General features: G+C 34.4%; 17 protein-coding genes. All 17 read left to right on the top strand.

From position 1 onward, the window contains the following. Positions 1-526: 526 nt before the first annotated feature. A complete protein-coding gene (gene rfbB / locus NMK93_RS18215) occupies positions 527-1,582 on the top strand; it encodes a dTDP-glucose 4,6-dehydratase (RefSeq protein ID WP_254528721.1) in 1,056 nt (351 codons plus the stop codon). A 32-nt stretch (positions 1,583-1,614) separates the two neighbouring features. Continuing rightward, positions 1,615-2,175 carry a dTDP-4-dehydrorhamnose 3,5-epimerase gene (gene rfbC / locus NMK93_RS18210; RefSeq protein ID WP_254528723.1) on the top strand — a complete coding sequence of 187 codons (561 nt, stop codon included), beginning with the start codon at positions 1,615-1,617 and terminating at the stop codon, positions 2,173-2,175. Positions 2,176-2,182: 7 nt separating this feature from the next. Continuing rightward, the gene (gene rfbD, locus NMK93_RS18205; RefSeq protein ID WP_254528725.1) at positions 2,183-3,049 is read left to right on the top strand and encodes a dTDP-4-dehydrorhamnose reductase; all 867 of its coding nucleotides are present in this window, start codon (positions 2,183-2,185) and stop codon (positions 3,047-3,049) included. A 27-nt stretch (positions 3,050-3,076) separates the two neighbouring features. Next, positions 3,077-3,946, top strand: a complete 870-nt coding sequence (gene rfbA, locus NMK93_RS18200) for a glucose-1-phosphate thymidylyltransferase RfbA (protein ID WP_254528727.1) — start codon at positions 3,077-3,079, stop codon at positions 3,944-3,946. A gap of 221 nt (positions 3,947-4,167) precedes the next feature. Beyond that, the gene (locus tag NMK93_RS18195) at positions 4,168-5,808 is read left to right on the top strand and encodes a lipopolysaccharide assembly protein LapB (RefSeq protein WP_254528728.1); all 1,641 of its coding nucleotides are present in this window, start codon (positions 4,168-4,170) and stop codon (positions 5,806-5,808) included. Between the two features lie 92 nt (positions 5,809-5,900). Then, on the top strand, positions 5,901-6,413 hold the full coding sequence (locus NMK93_RS18190) for a winged helix-turn-helix domain-containing protein (RefSeq protein WP_254528729.1): 513 nt from the start codon (positions 5,901-5,903) through the stop codon (positions 6,411-6,413). Positions 6,414-6,458: 45 nt separating this feature from the next. After that, positions 6,459-7,838 (top strand): nucleotide sugar dehydrogenase, encoded by a 1,380-nt coding sequence (locus tag NMK93_RS18185; protein ID WP_254528730.1) that lies wholly within the window; start codon positions 6,459-6,461, stop codon positions 7,836-7,838. A gap of 21 nt (positions 7,839-7,859) precedes the next feature. Beyond that, positions 7,860-8,351 carry an adenylyltransferase/cytidyltransferase family protein gene (locus NMK93_RS18180; RefSeq protein ID WP_254528731.1) on the top strand — a complete coding sequence of 164 codons (492 nt, stop codon included), beginning with the start codon at positions 7,860-7,862 and terminating at the stop codon, positions 8,349-8,351. 29 nt (positions 8,352-8,380) lie between these two features. Continuing rightward, a complete protein-coding gene (locus NMK93_RS18175) occupies positions 8,381-9,697 on the top strand; it encodes a nucleotide sugar dehydrogenase (protein ID WP_254528732.1) in 1,317 nt (438 codons plus the stop codon). A gap of 16 nt (positions 9,698-9,713) precedes the next feature. After that, entirely contained in the window at positions 9,714-10,829 is a 1,116-nt protein-coding gene (gene wecB / locus NMK93_RS18170) for a non-hydrolyzing UDP-N-acetylglucosamine 2-epimerase (protein ID WP_254528733.1), read from the top strand. 80 nt (positions 10,830-10,909) lie between these two features. Continuing rightward, on the top strand, positions 10,910-12,571 hold the full coding sequence (locus NMK93_RS18165; RefSeq protein WP_254528735.1) for an FAD-dependent oxidoreductase: 1,662 nt from the start codon (positions 10,910-10,912) through the stop codon (positions 12,569-12,571). Between the two features lie 8 nt (positions 12,572-12,579). Further along, positions 12,580-14,103, top strand: a complete 1,524-nt coding sequence (locus NMK93_RS18160) for a hypothetical protein (RefSeq protein WP_254528737.1) — start codon at positions 12,580-12,582, stop codon at positions 14,101-14,103. A gap of 13 nt (positions 14,104-14,116) precedes the next feature. Then, positions 14,117-14,656, top strand: a complete 540-nt coding sequence (locus NMK93_RS18155) for an acyltransferase (protein ID WP_254528739.1) — start codon at positions 14,117-14,119, stop codon at positions 14,654-14,656. A 10-nt stretch (positions 14,657-14,666) separates the two neighbouring features. Continuing rightward, the gene (locus tag NMK93_RS18150) at positions 14,667-15,728 is read left to right on the top strand and encodes a polysaccharide pyruvyl transferase family protein (RefSeq protein WP_254528741.1); all 1,062 of its coding nucleotides are present in this window, start codon (positions 14,667-14,669) and stop codon (positions 15,726-15,728) included. Further along, positions 15,718-16,833: a hypothetical protein gene (locus NMK93_RS18145; protein ID WP_254528743.1), complete on the top strand. Its 1,116-nt coding sequence runs from the start codon at positions 15,718-15,720 to the stop codon at positions 16,831-16,833. The genes NMK93_RS18150 and NMK93_RS18145 overlap by 11 nt, the downstream gene beginning before the upstream one ends. Further along, the gene (locus NMK93_RS18140) at positions 16,830-17,915 is read left to right on the top strand and encodes a glycosyltransferase family 4 protein (protein WP_254528745.1); all 1,086 of its coding nucleotides are present in this window, start codon (positions 16,830-16,832) and stop codon (positions 17,913-17,915) included. Before NMK93_RS18145 ends, NMK93_RS18140 begins: the two co-directional genes overlap by 4 nt. After that, a complete protein-coding gene (locus NMK93_RS18135) occupies positions 17,916-18,932 on the top strand; it encodes an EpsG family protein (protein ID WP_254534198.1) in 1,017 nt (338 codons plus the stop codon). Positions 18,933-18,938 lie beyond the last annotated feature (6 nt).

Below are 18,938 nucleotides of genomic sequence, written 5' to 3'. Positions count from 1 at the left end.
TTATTTAATAAAATAGGGAAAGCTTAGTATTAGCAAAAAAACGATGTTCGATCAATAGAACATCGTTTTTTCGCTACCCACATTTTTTCTTGATTTTTTAAAATTATCCAAGCTCCCTAGTCAGGTTTATCGTAATTCAAGATATTCTTTAGGGAAATTAGGATTTCTGGTCGGATGCACAGTCCTATAAAACATGTCATTGGTAATTTATAGCTGAACGATTGAGAAAATTGAATTGTATGAATAATCAAATTTATGTAGTTCGAATTTTTTGGTTAGGATGAAATTGAGGTTGGGATTAAATGCTGACCTTTAAAGTAAAAATAGAAAAAACTGGAATATCACCCCGAAAAAAGGATTGGTTAGCTTATTTTTCACAGTCTGATCAGGGTGTTTGAAAGTATAATAATTTAATTTTTGGTAAAAACCATTTTTAACTGATTAATAATTAGCATTTCAACTACAATTTAAATGAATTTGAAATTCACTATTATCAGTAACTGGTTTTATTTATTTAATTTGTAGCATGAATAAAACAATTCTTATCACTGGAGGCGCAGGTTTTATAGGTTCTCATGTAGTTAGGCACTTTGTGCTTAAATATCCTGAATATCAGATCGTGAATTTGGATGCATTAACCTATGCAGGAAATTTGGAGAATCTGGTGGATATTGAGGATCAGCCTAATTATACTTTTGTGAAAGCTGATATTCGTGATGAGAAGGCTTTGGAAGAGATATTTTCTTCATTTAGACCAGATTCAGTAATCCATTTAGCGGCAGAATCCCATGTGGACCGATCGATTACCGACCCGATGGCATTTGTAAATACGAATGTGATAGGTACAGTTAATCTTTTGAACGCTGCCAAAAACATCTGGAAGGACAGTTTTGAAGGGAAAAGATTCCATCATGTTTCAACAGATGAGGTTTTTGGGGCATTAGGAGATACTGGATTTTTTACTGAAGAAACCAGTTATGATCCCCATTCCCCTTATTCGGCTTCAAAAGCAGCATCGGATCATTTTGTAAGGGCATACCAAGATACTTATGGGATGCCGGTAGTGATTACAAACTGTTCAAACAATTATGGTCCAAACCATTTTCCCGAAAAATTAATTCCTCTCTGTATCTTAAACATTATCAATAACAGACCTTTACCAATTTATGGAGATGGTAAATATACCCGGGATTGGTTGTTTGTAATTGATCATGCACGAGCAATCGATACCGTATTCCATGAAGGTAAAAATGGGCAATCCTATAATGTGGGAGGTTTTAATGAATGGAAGAACATTGATTTAGTGAAGGAGCTTTGCAAGCAAATGGATGAGAAATTAGGGCGTGAACCGGGAACTTCGGAAAAGTTGATCCAATTTGTAAAGGATCGTCCTGGTCATGATTTGAGATATGCAATTGATGCAAATAAGATTAAGAATGAATTGGGTTGGGAGCCTAGTGTAACTTTTGAACAAGGATTATCAAAAACAATCGACTGGTTTTTAGATAATCAATCTTGGTTAGAAAAGGTCGCTTCAGGAGACTACCAGAATTATTATGATAAACATTACAGTGGTATTTAATCCTGTCTTGTTGAGAAAGTGAAATTATATTTATGAATGCCGTAGAAACTGGTCTTAAGGACTGCTATATTTTAGATCCTCGTGTTTTTGGTGACAACAGAGGGTATTTTTTTGAGAGTTACAATCAGGCTGTTTTTAAGGAACTGACTGGGTTGGATGTAAATTTTGTTCAGGATAACCAATCTTTTTCTTCAAAAGCTGTTTTGCGTGGTCTTCATGCACAGGCAGGGGAATTCGCCCAAGCAAAATTAGTCAGGGTCCTGCAGGGAGAGGTATTGGATGTTGCCGTTGACGCGAGACCAGATTCTGAAACCTTTGGGCAGCATTTCTCCGTTTTATTGTCAGCTGAAAACAAAAGGCAGCTATTTGTACCTAGAGGGTTTTTGCACGGATTTATAGTGCTGTCAGAAACCGCAGAGTTCTTTTATAAATGCGATAATTTATACAATAAGGCTGCTGAATGGGGCGTGTCGTATAAAGATGAACAATTGAATATTGATTGGAAGCTACCTGTGGATGAGCTTATTGTTTCAGAAAAAGATCAAGTGCTACCTTCCTTTAAGGATGCGGTTGCTCAATTGTTTTTAAAATAGGAGTTCAATGAAAGCCAGCAAAATATTGGTCACGGGAAGTTCAGGACAGTTAGGTTCAGAGCTTAAGGATATTTGGCCTTCTAATGAATCGGTTGAAATGATTTTCTTAGATCGCCAAGGACTGGATTTAGCTCAACCTGAATTGGTCCAATCTATTTTGGAGACCTACCGGCCAGATACAATAATACATTCCGCGGCGTTTACTGCAGTTGATTTAGCTGAGACCGAGGTTGATTTGGCTAATAAGGTCAATCATCTTTCGACCTTAGAAATTGCAAGATATGCAGAGAGCAATGGTTGTAAATTAATCTATATTTCCACGGATTATGTTTTTCAGGGAAATGTAGATCAAGCTTTGGATGAGAATTATCCTACAGATCCGATCAATGTATATGGAGATACCAAGCGCAAGGGAGAATTGGCCATTGAGCTTCATTGTCCCGATGCAATCATTATTCGAACTGCTTGGGTCTATTCAACCTTTGGGAAAAACTTTGTGAAAACGATGTTGAACCTGATGAATAGCAGGGATGAAATCAGTGTTGTTTCCGATCAGATTGGTACCCCAACTTATGCCCGAGACTTAGCAGAATTGATAAAACACATCGTTGAGTCTGGAAATTGGGTGCCTGGGATTTATCATTATTCGAATGAAGGGAGAATCAGTTGGTATGACTTTGCAGTCAAAATAAGAGATACTTGCGATCTTGATTGTAGGATCAATCCGATTCCAAGTTCTAGTTTTCCAACACCCGCTAAGCGACCACATTTTTCACTTTTAAATAAGGAAAAGGTCAGAAGGACCTTTGGAGTGGATGTCCCGAAATGGGAGAATAGCCTGGAAAAAATGTTAGGAAAACTTTCCGCTCAATAAAGAATATAACATTAAAAATTTAAAAATATGAAAGGAATAATTTTAGCTGGAGGTTCTGGGACAAGATTGCACCCGCTTACACAGGTTGTTTCGAAGCAATTGTTGCCAGTGTATGACAAGCCAATGATTTACTATCCATTATCCGTTTTGATGTTGGCAGGAATCAGAGAAGTTTTAATTATTTCAACCCCTCAGGATCTTCCGAATTTCGAAAGGTTATTTGGAGATGGCAATCAATTGGGGATTTCAATCAGTTATGCAGAACAGCCTTCGCCAGATGGACTTGCTCAAGCGTTTATCATTGGAGAGGAATTTATCGGCAGTGATGATGTTTGCTTAATCCTGGGAGACAACATTTTTTATGGAGCTGGTTTGCAACAGCAGCTTCAGGAAGCCAGAGCCAAGGTAGAGGAGCAAAATGCGGCAGTTGTATTCGGGTATTATGTAGATGATCCTGAGCGTTATGGTGTGGCTGCTTTTGATGAATCTGGTAGGGTTTACGATATCGAAGAAAAGCCGAAAGAGCCAAAATCGAATTACGCCATTGTAGGCCTTTATTTTTATCCTAACTCTGTCATCGAGATCGCTAAGAATGTGAAACCTTCGGATAGGGGTGAGCTTGAGATTACTACGGTAAACCAAGAATATTTGAACCAAGACATTTTACAACTTCAACTTTTAGGACGTGGATTTGCATGGCTTGACACTGGAACCCATGAATCACTTTCTGAAGCAACAGAATTTATTAAAACTATCGAAAAAAGGACTTCCTTAAAGGTTGCCTGTTTGGAAGAAATTGCCCTGTCTAAAGGCTATATAGAAAAGGAAACTCTATATAACCGTGTAAAAGACCTAAAGGGTGTGTATTTTGATTATTTAAAGAAAATAAGCAAGTAAGGGGTTCTATTTGAATTTTTTATTTTTCGCTGAATTACCACATTTCAATAAAGGATAAAATCCATTATCGATATGTGGTAATTTTCGTTAGGGGGAATATGAAAGCTTGTTATTTATCTTAAATTTTCCCGAGATTTAAGCTGATGATTTTCAAGCCAAGAACGTTAACCGTTTCCTCCTTATTTCTACTGCTTTTATTGAGTTTCTCAAGTGGCATTACTATGGCTCAATCGCAAAGAGCGAAGGATTTTGCCGAATTGGAGCGGGTATTGAAAATTGATGCCAATTTCAGGAAGGACACGCTTGCATTGATCAATCGGTTGGATTCAGTGAAGATGCTTGCCGAAGGAAAAAGAAGCATTCCTCTGAAATGGGCTTATTATATGTTGATGGCTGATGGTTTTTCGATAGCCTTTGACCGAGTAAATGATCGAAGCAATCATTTTTTTGAGAAGGCCAGTGAACTGATCGAGCCTACAAATGAGTATGAGCTCAAGCAAATGGGCTTAATTCGTCAAGGCTACTATTACTATGTTTACAGGAAGATTAGGGAGGCTTTTCCCTATTTCCTGCAAGCCAATGATCTAAAGGAAGAGGTCAATGTTAACAGAATACCTAGGTTGGCCTATCATTATGGATTTGTTGCCAATTTCTACAGTTATATAGGAGATCAAAAGAGAGCCGCAGAATACCTGAAACTAGCTTTGCCCCATACAGAACCCCTGAGCCGTAACCGGATCGATATGGTCAATGCCATTGGGGTTTATTATAAAAAGGATTCTTTAAATAGGGAAGCCAATGATTATTATAATCAGGCCTTGCATATAGCCAAACTGGCCAAGGACTCTGTCTGGATCGGAATTATCTCTGGTAACCTGGCCGATATTGAATGGGAAGCAGGTAGACGAGAGAAGGCTATTGAATTGGTAAAAAAGAATATTGAATATTCCATGAAGTTCAAGGAGCCATTGGATGCCATGAGGGCTAACCTTATCCTTGCTGAAATGTATTGCAAGCAAAAAGACTATAATAAGGCGGCAGAACATGTGGCAAAAGGACTGGACCTTATGGAGGACAAGCCTTATTTCCTGAGATTTAAGACGGATGCCAATAAGATCCTTGCTGAAATATCAAAAGGCAAGGGCGATTCACAAAGTGAACTGTATTACCTGAATCAATATTTACTTTTTAAGGACAGTCTGGATGAAAACTTGGGCTATGAGAATTTGCAGCGGGTTTCTTGGCAATGGGAAGCGGAAAAATATCAACAGTCCATTGAAAACTCAGAACTGAAGAGAAAACAGGTCAATCAAACCTATTTTTATGTGATTACCTTCTTTGCATTGCTCTTTGTGATCATCCTGCTCCTGGTAAACCGTTCAAAGAACAAGATTATGTTCAAGAACGCTGAGCTTGAACGAGAACAATTGGAATTATCCTATGAAAAGCAATTGGTGGATCGAGAATTGGTCATCCTGAACCATTCCCTGCAGGATTTTACTTCCACCATCAAACAAAATGACCTTACCATACAGCGCCTTCGAAACGAGGTTATACAAAACCTCGATCACTTTCCAGATAGACAGGAAATCTTCAATGACAGTTTAAATAAGATGCTGGAGAATCATGTGATGACGGAGGAACGCTGGTTGAAATTCAACCATATTTTTGATCGGGTCTATCCCGGATATCTGGCTAGTGAAAAGGAAGCCTATCCTAAACTTACGGAGTATGACTTCCGCTTAATTTCGTTGATGAAGCTTGGTTTGAACAATAGGAGCATGGCTGATTTACTTGGTATTACCTTGGAAGGGGTGAAGAAAGCCAAGCAGCGATTGAAAAAGAAAATGGAAGCGGAGTAGTTTATTATTAAATTGTTAATTCTTTCCTTAAATTATTATATTCTTGATATTACGGAAATCGTTGAGTACTTTTGTTGCTCACTTTCTATGATATGTTAGATTCGTTAATCACGTCAAAGACCCGATTAAAACTCCTGATCAAGTTTTTCGTAAGCTCGACCAATAAGGGATATTTGAGGGGCATTGCTGAAGAATTTAATGAATCAACCAACTCAATCCGAAAGGAGCTCAATCAGCTTTCTGATGCCGGATACCTGATCAAATCCCAGGAGAACAATAAAATCTATTATCGTGCGAATGTAGAGCATCCTCTTTTCCAGAGTTTGCAGAACTTGGTGCGTACGTTTCTGGGGATTGACCAAGCGATCGACCATGTCCTGGAAAGGACAGGTGATGTGGAGCAGGTAGCTTTGTTGGGGGACTATGCAAATGGAGTTGATTCGGGTGTTATTGAAATATTGATAACTGGAAAGGATATTGATTCGGCATATTTATTGCAGGTTAGCGGCAAAACCGAGAAGCTGTTGGGCAAAAAGATCAAAATATATCTTGAAAAGCCAAAAGAAGTGAATCAGCAGATAATTTTATATCAGAAAGAAAATTGAAAACTGTAAATTGGTGTAGGCCAATTATTACTCGGTAATTCAACAATGGAAATCAAAAAGATTGCATGTATAGGAGCAGGATATGTTGGGGGTCCAACCATGTCGGTTATTGCTCAGAAAAATCCAAATGTACAAGTTACAGTCGTTGACTTAAATGCAGCGCGTATTGAGGCTTGGAATTCAGATAATTTAGAGGATCTTCCAGTTTATGAGCCTGGGTTGGATGCGGTAGTGGCTGAAGCCAGAGGCCGTAATCTGTTTTTCTCGACTGAAATTGAAAAAGCCATCTCTGAGGCTGATATGATCTTTATTTCCGTGAATACCCCTACAAAAACGTACGGGAAAGGAAAGGGACAAGCTGCCGATTTGAAATTTATAGAGCTATGTGCCAGACAGATAGCGGATGTGGCAACAACATCTAAAATCATTGTTGAAAAATCAACTATTCCTGTTAGAACTGCTGCTACCATCAAAAGTATATTGGACCATACTGGTAAAGGTGTTCAGTTCCATGTTTTGTCGAACCCTGAGTTTTTAGCTGAAGGAACGGCTATTCCAGATTTGCATAATCCGGATAGGATTTTGATCGGCGGAGAAGATCCGGAAGCTATCAATGCCTTGAAGTCTATATATGAAGCTTGGGTGCCTTCTGAAAGGATAATCAGTACCAATCTTTGGTCTTCTGAACTTTCCAAATTGGTAGCCAATGCCTTTTTAGCGCAACGAGTTTCATCGATCAATTCGATTTCGGAACTATGTGAGGTGACAGGAGCGAATGTGGACGAGGTTGCACATGCCATAGGACAAGATTCCAGGATTGGTTCAAAGTTTTTGAAGGCATCTGTAGGTTTTGGGGGATCTTGTTTCCAGAAAGACCTGTTAAACTTAGTTTATATCGCTCGTTCCTATAATTTGAACGAAGTCGCTGATTACTGGGAACAAGTGATCTTGATAAACGACCATCAAAAGACAAGATTTGCAGAAAAGATCATCCGATCGATGTATAATACGGTTAATGGCAAGAAAATTGCTTTCCTCGGATGGGCTTTCAAGAAAAACACTAATGATACAAGAGAATCAGCCGCCATATATGTTGCAGACCATCTATTGGATGAACAAGCCCAAATCGTAGTCTATGATCCTAAAGTGCAAGAAAATCAAATCTATAAGGATTTGGATTACTTGGCTACAAGGTCAAATGATGAAAACAAGGAGCTGTTGTCCGTTGTGGAAGATCCATATGAAGCTGCTAAAGATGCCCATGGTCTTGCTATTCTTACGGAATGGGACGAATTCAAGGATTTGGACTGGAAAAGAATCAAGGATTCAATGAAAAAACCTGCCTTTGTATTTGATGGCAGGAAGCTTTTGAACAGAAAGCAGATTGAAAGCCTGGGATTTGTGTACTATGCTATAGGTGAATAAGCAAAAAATCATTAACCATATATGAAAGAGAAGATTAAAGAGGTAAAAGAAGTTAAACATCAGGATTATAATCCTGGTCCTCGCGTAGGTATAACATTTTCAACATTTGATCTATTGCATGCCGGACATATCATGATGTTGGCAGAAGCAAAACGTCAATGTGATTATCTGATCTGTGGTTTGCAAATGGATCCAACATTGGACCGCCCTGAAAAGAATGCGCCTACTCAAACTGTTGTTGAGCGCTATATTCAATTAAGAGGTTGTGTTTCAGTGGATGAGATTGTTCCTTACTCAACCGAGCAGGATTTAGAGGATATATTGAGGTCCTTTAAACTGGATGTGAGGATTGTTGGGGATGAATATAAGGATAGAGACTTTACGGGAAGGAAATATTGTGAGGAGAAAGGGATTGAGCTTTATTTTAACAGTAGAGATCATAGATTTTCGAGTAGTGGCTTGAGGAAGATTGTTGCGGAGAAAGAAAATCAGAAGAACGGAAAAAGTAAATAATCTCGAAAAGGAATAACTCAGCGAGGAAAATGAAAAAAGAGGCAAATCTTGAAAACGCTCTTGATCGAGTAAAAATTGCAATAATAGGTCTTGGTTATGTAGGACTTCCTCTTGCTATTGAATTTGCCAAAAAGTATAAAGTTGTTGGGTTTGATATTGATAAGGGAAGAATAGAAGAGCTAAAAAAGGGGAAAGATAGGACCCAGGAGGTTAATGAGAGTGATTTATTAGGAATTTTAAACCAAGATTCTAATGATTTTGGGATAGGATTAGATTTTTCTTCATTAGTTGAAAATATTAATGAATGTAATACTTTTATAGTAACAGTACCTACCCCGATTGATTCTTTTAAGCTCCCTGACCTAAGTTTTCTAAGGAAAGCTTCTGAAATGGTAGGGTCAGTTTTGAAATCAGGTGATATTGTTATTTATGAATCCACCGTATATCCGGGCTGTACCGAAGAAGAATGTGTTCCAATATTAGAGAAAATCTCAGGATTGAAATTTAATCAGGATTTCTTTGTGGGTTATTCACCAGAGCGCATTAACCCGGGGGATAAAATCAGGACTTTACCTCAGATACAAAAAGTTACTTCAGGCTCTACCCCTGAAATAGCCAATCGTGTGGATGATCTGTATCGTTCCATCATCTTGGCTGGTACTCATAAAGCTCCATCGATCAAAATCGCTGAAGCCTCTAAAGCCATCGAAAATGCTCAACGTGATGTAAATATTTCATTTGTAAATGAATTGGCGCTGATATTCGATAGGCTTGGTATCGATACCAATGATGTGATAGAAGCTGCTGGAACGAAATGGAATTTCTTGAAATATAAACCAGGATTGGTAGGAGGACATTGTATTGGGGTCGATCCCTATTACTTGACCTACAAGGCTCAATCAGTTGGGTACCATCCGCAGGTTATTTTGTCAGGAAGAAGAGTTAATGATAATATGGGGTCCTTTATTGCAAATAAAGTAGTGAAGATGATGATCCAAAAGGATATTCCTGTAAAGAACTCCAAGGCTTTGATTTTAGGAATTACATTCAAGGAGAATTGCCCTGATATTAGGAATACGAGGGTTGTGGACATTTATGAGGAGTTGGTTTCGTATGGGGTGAAGGTAGATGTTTGTGATCCTTGGGCGGATAAAGAAGAGGTGAAGAGGGTTTATGGGATTGAGTGTTTGGAAGAAGTTAGTTATAGTAGGTACTCTGCTATAATTTTGGCAGTTGCGCATAATGAATTTCTAAATTTGAATTTTGGGAATATAATAGATGATAAAGGAATAATATTTGACAGTAAATCTTGTTTAAAACGAGATATAGTTGATAGTAGATTGTAAAACAGCAAATATATATATGAAAAGGAATCTAATTGTGTTTGGAACACGTCCTGAAGCTATCAAAATGGCTCCCTTGGTAAAAGCATTTCAAAGTCAAACAGATTTTGATACTAGGGTATGTGTGACTGCACAACATCGTGAAATGTTAGATCAAGTACTTGAGTTCTTCGACATCAAACCTGACTATGATTTGAATCTAATGAAACCAAATCAGAATCTATATACGTTGACTGCAGATATTATTACAGAATTAAAACCTGTTTTGGAGGATTTCAAACCTGATTATGTTTATGTTCATGGTGATACCACAACCACTATGGCAAGTAGTATAGCAGCTTTTTATTCAGGAGCTCAAGTCTGTCATGTTGAGGCTGGACTAAGAACCCACAATAAAAGATCACCTTTTCCAGAAGAGATCAATAGACAGGTGGCTGGTCGTATATGTGATTTTCACTTTGCGCCAACTGAGGCTTCTAAGGAAAACCTTCTGCGAGAAAACATTCAAGAAAAAGACATTTTAGTTACCGGTAATACAGTAATAGATGCTCTTTTTGATAGTTCAGAAAGGGTGAAAGACCTAGATAACGCTGAAATTGAACAATTGAAAGGTATCGTTGATACCAGCAAAAAGTTAATTTTAGTGACTGGACATAGAAGGGAAAATCATGGACAGGGATTTATTAATATCTGTGAGGCTTTAAAGGAAATTGCATTAACAAATCCTGATGTTCAAATAATCTATCCAGTTCATTTAAATCCGAATGTTAAGAAGCCAGTTTATGAGATCCTATCTGGAGTTGATAATATTCAATTAATTGATCCTTTGGCATACCCAGCCTTTGTCTGGTTAATGAATCAATCTTATTTGATTATTACTGATTCTGGAGGTGTTCAAGAAGAGGCACCTAGTTTAGGTAAACCAGTTTTGGTAATGAGAGATACAACTGAACGACCGGAAGCCGTGGATGCAGGAACCGTTATCTTGGTAGGTACCGATAAAAATAAAATCGTTTCTGAAGCGCAGAGTTTGATCGAAGATACAACTAGGTATAAGGAAATGTCAGGACTTCACAATCCATATGGAGATGGAAAGGCCTGTGAAAGAATTGTTAAATTTATTTTAAATCAATAGAATTATAACTTTCAATCGAAATTCTAATTACTTTTGCTGCACAGAAAAACTAATTATTAATTTTTATTGAAAGTTAAAAAATGAAACCAAGAAAACAATTTTTACATTTTCTATTTCTAGTGATATTTTTTACAGCCACTAGTTGTAAAAAGGAGTTTAAAGTTGAGGAAATCCCGCCGGTTACAGGGTTTTGGGAATTAAATGGTAAAAGTAGTATTGATTTAAGTAAACAGTTTGATATTGTAATTTATGGAGGGACCCCTGCTGGAATAATGGGTGCTATTGAAGGAGTTAGAAGTGGAAAAAATGTGCTCCTTATTAATCACACAGAAGGGGCATTGGGGGGAATGTTAACTAATGGCCTTGGAAATACTGATGTTTTGCACCCAGAAATTTTAGGGGGATTGTCAAGAGAATTTTTCAAAAGAATAAAGGATTATTACTCAAATCAAAGTAATTGGTTTGTTAAAAATTCACCAAAATATGGATGGGATCCAAGTCTAGTTGATATAATGGTGAGATTTGAACCTCGAGCAGCCCAAACGGTTTTTAAAGATTTAATTATGACACATTCTCTCCCTATTCTACATAAAGAACGAATAAAGTTAAAAAATGGGGTTGGGAAAAGAAATGGAATTATCGAATGGATTGAAATGGAATCTGGTAAACGTGTGAAAGGCAAAGTTTTTATTGATGCATCATATGAAGGTGATCTAATGGCTGGTGCTAAAGTTTCATATATTGTAGGTCGGGAAGCTAATTCAGTTTATGGAGAAAGTTTTAATGGCATATATGTGGCGGATAATACCAATCGAAATCAAATTCCGGATGGCGTAAAAATTAACGTTTCCAATTTTTCTTCAATACCATTTGGTACTAGAGGAGGGGGAGACTCAAAGGTTCAAGCTTATTGTTATAGGATGTGTTTAACAGATGTAGCCGATAATATGGTGAAAATCGAAAAACCACACGATTATGATGAATCTAATTATGAGTTACTTTTTAAGTATTTAGAAAAACACAATGGTACAGATTTCTTTGATTTAAGCTTGATACCGAATAGAAAAACAGATTCAAATAATTCTGGCCCTGTGTCAACTGATTTTGTTGGCGCGAATTATCAATATCCTGAAGGTGATTATGTTTTAAGGGAAGAAATAAGACGAAAGCATAAAAGTTATCAATTAGGATTAATGTGGACTCTGCAAAATCACCCCGCTGTCCCTGGGAAAATTAAAAATCATTGTATAAGATGGGGATTGGCAAAGGATGAATTTAGTGAGAACAATAATTGGCCATTGCAATTATATATTAGGGAAGCGAGAAGGATGGTTGGTAGTTATATTATGACGGAACATAATTGTAATAATTCAGTAGATGCACCATATTCGATAGGCTTAGCTGATTATCCAATGGATTCTCACATAGTACAACGATTTACTAATGAATTTGGCCATATAAAAAATGAAGGTCAGATAATGGCTAGAGTCCCAAATCCATACAAAATAGATTTTCGATCTTTAATCCCTAAAGAAAATGAATGTAAAAATTTGATTGTTCCGGTTTGTCTTTCAGCTTCTCATATTGCATATGGTTCAATTCGAATGGAACCAATCTATATGACATTGGGACAGGTTTCTACTATTATTGCTATTAATTCAATATTAGAGAAAAAGCCAGTTCAAAAAATTGATTATATAAAACTTAAAGAATCAATGTTAAAAAGAGGCATGGTGTATTAAATTATTGAATGGAAGAATCTTCAAAAAAAATAGCTAAAAACGCTGCATTCTTATATATAAGGATGTTTTTTATAATGGGAATCACCTTATATACGTCCAGAGTAATTATTCAGGCTTTAGGAATTTCTGATTTTGGTATTTATAATATCGTTGGTGGAATTGTAGCTATGGTTGGATTTATTAATGGGGCTATGGCTGCAGGAACACAGAGATTTCTTTCATTCGATATAGGAAATGGAGATGAGGAGAAATTAAAGTTAACCTTCAATACTGCAATAATAATCCATTTATTTATTGGTGCAATAGTCTTATTAATTGGGGAAACAGTAGGTTTATGGTATATAAATAATATATTGGTTTTCCCTAAGGAAAGGATTCTTGCGGTAAATTTTGTTTATCAATTTTCACTTTTCACTTTATTTGTTAATATTACTCAAGTTCCATATAATGCTTTAATATTGGCCAAAGAAAGGATGAATATATTTGCATATTTTTCCATTATAGAAGTTATCTTAAAGTTAGTAATAGCATTTTCAATTTTGTTTATTGATTTTGACAAATTAATTATTTACTCATTATTTATTCTTATCGCCTCAATAATTGTACGGATTTCTTATCAAATTTATTCTGAAAGTAATTTTTTAGAATCAAAAATTAAAATAATCTACAATAAGAGTAAGTTTTTTGAAATTTTGACGTTTTCAGGATGGAATATTTTTGGAGCAATATCCTTAGTTGCGAAAAACCAAGGTGTAAATATGATTTTAAACTTATTTTTTGGCACCGTAGTTAATGCAGCATATGGATTAGTTATGCAGGTTAATTCTGCAGTTCTTCAATTTGTAAATAGTTTTCAGGCAGCAATTAATCCACAAATCATTCAAAGTTATGCCAATGATAATAAACAAAAATCTTTGAAACTAATATTTTGGGGTTCAAAATTATCCTTTTTTGTCATGCTTATTATCGTTGTGCCTCTTATGGTTCACACAAATTTGCTTCTTAGCATGTGGTTAGGTCCAAATATACCTCAATTTACGGTGACATTTTTAAAGTTGAGTATGATTTCTGTTTTGATTGATTGTATTTCAGGGCCATTAATGACAGGTGTCTTAGCAGTAGGATTGATGAGAAATTACCATATTATTATCGGCGGCTTTAATATGATTATTCCTGTTTTATCTTATTGGTTGTTATCTATAGGTTATTCTGCTGACATTGTGTTTTTATTAATGATTTCATTTAGTTTATTATCATTAATTTTTCGAGTATTCTTTATTAAAAGATATTACAATTTTGAGCTTAAAAAATTCTTATTTGAAGTTATTTTGCCAATTATTTCAGGGATAATTTTAGTGTTTCTTATATTATATATTTTAGCCTCTTTATTTGATGTGAATAATTTTTCATTATTTATTATATGGTATTTTCTATTCCTATTGCTATACTTCTTTGGATTGTTTTTTGTAGGACTAGAAAGGGAAATGCAAAATACCTTAATTTTTACAATGAAAAAATTTATAAAACGATAATTGAGAAGAAAATATGTTTAGTTTAATATATAATAAAATCCAAAAAGTTGTTTTAAACAGGAATCTAAAACATTTAAAATCTTTTGGTATCAATAATGACATTTCAATTGGATGTAGATTTTTATTTCCTGAAAATATTCAATTAGGAAGTAATATTTATATTGGCCCAAATGCAGAAGTTAATGGATTGGGTGGAATAATAATCAAAGATGGAGTTATTATTGGACCCAACTTAATAATACATTCTGCCAATCATAATTATAAAGATTCCAAGTATTTACCTTATGATGAATTATTTGAGTTTAGGAAAGTAATAATAAATGAAAATGTCTGGATTGGAGGAAATGTAATTGTTGTTCCTGGTGCTGAAATAGGAGAAGGGTGTATAGTTGGAGCTGGAACAGTGGTTTCTGGTAAAATACCGCCTTTATCAATAATTGTTGGGAATCCGTGTAAGATAATTAAACAAAGAGATTCTGAACACTATTTTAAACTTAAAAATAATAATCAGATTTATATGAAGTATAAGAAGGAAAATCTGATCATAAAATAAAACTTTTAATATGAAAATTGGAATAAAAGGAGCATATGGGGAAACAAACTTTGGTGATGATTTGTTAATGCGGGTTTTTGAGGATTATTTCATTAAAGAATTTCCAGAGGACGAATTGAACTTTGAAGGTGAGTTTCAACCATATGTTTCAGAATTGTTAAAAAAGGGAACTTATTTGAACCCGAATTTTGATGCTGATTTATTGGTTTATGGAGGGGGAACACAATTTTTTTCCTTTTCAGAACAAAAACCGATTACCTTAAAAAGTAGGTTTATCTCTCTCTTAAAAAATCCCAAAAGGTTAATTGAAAAGCTTAATGAAAAACCCATAAAGCATAATATTCCAAAAGCATTCCTAGGATTTGGAATTGGTCCTTTTTTCTCAGAAGATAGTTCTCAGCAACTCGCCAAGCAAAAGGTATCTGAAGCGAAATTCGTGGGAGTAAGAGATAATGTTTCTCTCTCTTATTGCAAGAAATGGGATGTTAAAGCGACTTTAGGTGCAGATGTTGTTTTTTCTTCCTACTTCAAAGTTCCTGAATATTCAAAAACGAATAGGCAGAAGAAAAAGATCGGGATAATAGTCAGGGATTGGAAATGGGAGTCTTCTGGTGCTAATTATATTAATAAGTTAAAAGAAATATATTATGAGAATTCCACAGATTTAGATCTTGAGTTCATTGTGTTTGCACCCTTAAAAGATAAGTATTGGATGGATGAGCTGAAAGATGAGAAAATCCAAATATGGAATCCTGAAAAACATAGCATTGATGAGTTTTTGGCTATACTTAATAATTATGACGGATTTATCAGTGCTCGATATCATGGAGCAATTATTGGAGTCTTATTAAACAAACCAGTAATATGTATCGAAATAGAACCTAAATTAAGAATTCTGACTGAACAAGTTAAAGAGCTGTTATTATGGGGAAAACCATTTAATAAAGAAAACTTATATGATCAATTGAATAAACTTGATTATTCAATTGATTATTCAGCTTCTATCAGCGTTCTTCGTTCACTTGCAGACGATATGTTAATTCAATTTAAGCATTTAATCAATGGAAAATAAAGAATTCAAGCCTAAGGTTCTGGTTTTAGCGCCTTTTCCTAACGAGCAAAATTCTAATGATGGCTTTATTCAACGGGTAAGCAAAATGGACCGATTCATGGAAAACTATGATCGTGTATATATACAAACTTCCTTAAAATCTTTTTTTAAAAAAAGCCGCATTCAATATGATGAATCAATCGTTGCGTATAAGATTAATTTGATTCTACATTGGCCAATTTTATTAAAATATGCATTGAATGTAAAATTAATTTATGCTCATACTATATTTAATTTATTATGGTTGAAATATTTTTTTAAATTCATTAAAGCACCAATCATTTTAGATGTTCATGGCACAGTCCCTGAAGAAATAAAAATGACCGGTAACATTAGTAGAGCCGAAAAATTTGACTCCATAGAAAAAGAATGTTTTAATAAAATTGATACAGCTATTTATGTTACTGATGCAATGGCTGTGCATTTTTCAAATAAATACCCTGGATTTAATTTTAATAATATTATTTACGGAATTATTCCAGATCATATTGACAATAAGAATAAACAGATACCTTTGAATGAATTATCTAATTTGAAAACTAAATTAGGAATTAAAGAAGATGATACTGTTGTTATTTATAGCGGGGGCTTACATATTTGGCAAAATATAGATGAAATGCTTACAAACATTAAAGCTAAAGTTAATGATGAAAATATTGTCTATATTTTTTTAGTTAGTGATCGTGATGCGATGAATAAGAAAATTCAATCAATGGATTTAAAAGATAAGCGAATTATCCTTGATTCTGTGCATTCATCTGAATTAAAATATTATTATTCAATTAGCCATTATGGCTTTGTATTGAGAGATGATATAGTTGTAAATAGAGTAGCAAATCCAACCAAACTTATCGAATATTTGTTTTTTGGCCTAACTCCAATTGTAAAGTTGGTTGAAATTGGGGATTTCAATAGTTATGGCTACCAATATATTACTTCGGAAGACTTTATTAATAACAAGCTTTCAAACAATAAATCCCCACATAATGAAGAAGTTGTGGAGAAAATTTTTTCTTCATATGATGATCATGAAGTTTCAAAATTATTTGAAAAAATCAAGAGATGAAGGTAGTTGCGTTTTATGGTGGTAATATTACTAATCTTGCAGGTACGGAACGAGCTATGTTCTCAGTGGCCAATGGATTAGCGGAAACGGGTAATTATAAAGTTATTATCATTTCAACGATTGGCATTCGAGAAGATGTTAAATATAATCTTCATCCGTCAATTGATGTAGTTTGTCTAAATATCAACAATTATAAAAAACAATTTCTAAAACTGGGGCAAAGATTGATAAATGTTGTAAAATTCAATAAAATTCAATATTTGATTTCGGTTGAAGCCATTTCCTTTTTATTTACCTTTTATCTTAAATTCATTTTTGGAAAAGACCTACAGTTGATTCTGTGGGAGCATTTTAACTTTACAGTCAATTTAGGGTTGCGGTCAAGGGATTATGCAAGAAAACTAGCCGCAAAATTTGCAGACGGTATTGTTGTCTTAACTCAAAGAGATAAAGAATTGTGGAGTAAAAACTTGAATATAAAAGGAGGAATTACCAGTATTAATAATCCTTCCCCTTTCGAAATAACACCTTCACCATATAATAAGGAGAGCAAATCAATAATAGCAATTGGAAGGTATACTTTTCAGAAAGGTTTCGATAAGTTAATTGAGATTTGGAATCAATTTGTAAAGGAATATCGTATTCCAAGTGGTTGGAAATTACAAATTATTGGTCAAGGAGAGGATCAGGAATTACTGGAAAGGTTAATCAAAAAATACGAATTAAAAAATGTGGAATTAGTTGGCCCAACTTCAAATATAGGATTGTATTATTCAGAGGCTAGTTTTTTAGTAATGACCTCTAGGTTTGAAGGGCTACCAATGACTCTAATCGAGGCCCAATCTTATGGATTGCCTATTATATCTTTTGATTGTTTAACAGGGCCTTCAGAGGTATTAAATAATAAAAATGGATTCTTAATTCCGATGGATGATAATGAAAACTTTTGCAAGTCGTTGAATATCATGATTTTAAATATGGACTTAAGGGGGCGAATGAGTGATGAGTCTAAAATCAGATCTCAAGACTTTGCTGTACAGCCAACAATTAAAAAATGGGAACATTTCTTAGAAAGTATATAAATGAATGTTTTTTTAAATAGAAATATTGGGACCATTTTTATGGCGATGTTAATAAGTGTTTTGTATGCATACTTGTTATCTTCTATGCCGCATTATCTTTTTAAGGATAGAGAAAACTATATAATAATTTATGGGACTGACTTTGATTATTATTTGAGCCAAATGACTGATGTGAAAATGCTCTTATTTAATGAACCTCTTTTTTTCTTGGTAAATAAGGCATTAAGTATCTTCAATGACCCAGAATTTTCTGTCAAAGCGATAGTCTTTTTTATTTGTTTTTCAGCTAGTTATTTTTGTTTGACAAATTTTAACAATTTGTTCTTTGGCATTTTATTCTTAATAATATTGTTTTTTAATACCCAGTTTTTTGCCTTACAGGTTATTGCGCTAAGGCAAGGTCTTGGACTTGCTTTAATATTTCTAGTTTTGCCAAGAATTCCAAAAATTAAATTTCAATTATTGTTTTTTATTGGTTTAGGGTTAATCCATAATTCATTTTATTTAATTTTTGCCTTCCTAGGAATTAATTATATTTTAGAATCCTATTTAAAAATCCAAAATTTTAGAAAGAGAATTATTCTCTTATTTGTTATTGGAATAATAATAAATGGTTCGATGTTATTAATAGCAAATATTTTAGGAAGTAAACAAGCTTATGACAGTTTTGATAATACATCATCGGGCTTAATGTTTGTTATTTGGGCAATTGTTTTCATTGTATTATACATTCAAAAACATTCTTGGAAAGGTAATACACAAAATTTAAATCCCTATATAATTTCTATTGTTGGTCTTATTTTGTATTTGACTTCTTACTTTTTATCTCCTGTTGCGGGTAGAATTATTGGTACTTTTATTCCATTTATCTATTTGAGTCTTTTCAAAAACATGAAGGAAAAGGAATTTATTCTATTAATATTATTGACTTGCATTAATACATATATCTTTTTCAATGGTGGAGCTGAAAGCTTTTTAAATGCAGATTTAAATGAATTTTGGAAACAACTTTTATAAAATTTA

It is taken from the genome of Sphingobacterium sp. LZ7M1 (assembly GCF_024296865.1).
Taxonomy (GTDB): domain Bacteria; phylum Bacteroidota; class Bacteroidia; order Sphingobacteriales; family Sphingobacteriaceae; genus Sphingobacterium.
Note: the sequence above shows the minus strand (reverse complement) of the source record. Positions and strands in the feature narration are given on the sequence as shown.

What these genes read in the sequence shown, in the direction of transcription:
- rfbB (WP_254528721.1), top strand. Translation starts at nt 527, where the DNA reads ATGAATAAAACAATTCTTATCACTGGAGGCGCAGGTTTTATAGGTTCT.
- rfbC (WP_254528723.1), top strand. Translation starts at nt 1,615, where the DNA reads ATGAATGCCGTAGAAACTGGTCTTAAGGACTGCTATATTTTAGATCCT.
- rfbD (WP_254528725.1), top strand. Translation starts at nt 2,183, where the DNA reads ATGAAAGCCAGCAAAATATTGGTCACGGGAAGTTCAGGACAGTTAGGT.
- rfbA (WP_254528727.1), top strand. Translation starts at nt 3,077, where the DNA reads ATGAAAGGAATAATTTTAGCTGGAGGTTCTGGGACAAGATTGCACCCG.
- NMK93_RS18195 (WP_254528728.1), top strand. Translation starts at nt 4,168, where the DNA reads ATGGCTCAATCGCAAAGAGCGAAGGATTTTGCCGAATTGGAGCGGGTA.
- NMK93_RS18190 (WP_254528729.1), top strand. Translation starts at nt 5,901, where the DNA reads ATGTTAGATTCGTTAATCACGTCAAAGACCCGATTAAAACTCCTGATC.
- NMK93_RS18185 (WP_254528730.1), top strand. Translation starts at nt 6,459, where the DNA reads ATGGAAATCAAAAAGATTGCATGTATAGGAGCAGGATATGTTGGGGGT.
- NMK93_RS18180 (WP_254528731.1), top strand. Translation starts at nt 7,860, where the DNA reads ATGAAAGAGAAGATTAAAGAGGTAAAAGAAGTTAAACATCAGGATTAT.
- NMK93_RS18175 (WP_254528732.1), top strand. Translation starts at nt 8,381, where the DNA reads ATGAAAAAAGAGGCAAATCTTGAAAACGCTCTTGATCGAGTAAAAATT.
- wecB (WP_254528733.1), top strand. Translation starts at nt 9,714, where the DNA reads ATGAAAAGGAATCTAATTGTGTTTGGAACACGTCCTGAAGCTATCAAA.
- NMK93_RS18165 (WP_254528735.1), top strand. Translation starts at nt 10,910, where the DNA reads ATGAAACCAAGAAAACAATTTTTACATTTTCTATTTCTAGTGATATTT.
- NMK93_RS18160 (WP_254528737.1), top strand. Translation starts at nt 12,580, where the DNA reads ATGGAAGAATCTTCAAAAAAAATAGCTAAAAACGCTGCATTCTTATAT.
- NMK93_RS18155 (WP_254528739.1), top strand. Translation starts at nt 14,117, where the DNA reads ATGTTTAGTTTAATATATAATAAAATCCAAAAAGTTGTTTTAAACAGG.
- NMK93_RS18150 (WP_254528741.1), top strand. Translation starts at nt 14,667, where the DNA reads ATGAAAATTGGAATAAAAGGAGCATATGGGGAAACAAACTTTGGTGAT.
- NMK93_RS18145 (WP_254528743.1), top strand. Translation starts at nt 15,718, where the DNA reads ATGGAAAATAAAGAATTCAAGCCTAAGGTTCTGGTTTTAGCGCCTTTT.
- NMK93_RS18140 (WP_254528745.1), top strand. Translation starts at nt 16,830, where the DNA reads ATGAAGGTAGTTGCGTTTTATGGTGGTAATATTACTAATCTTGCAGGT.
- NMK93_RS18135 (WP_254534198.1), top strand. Translation starts at nt 17,916, where the DNA reads ATGAATGTTTTTTTAAATAGAAATATTGGGACCATTTTTATGGCGATG.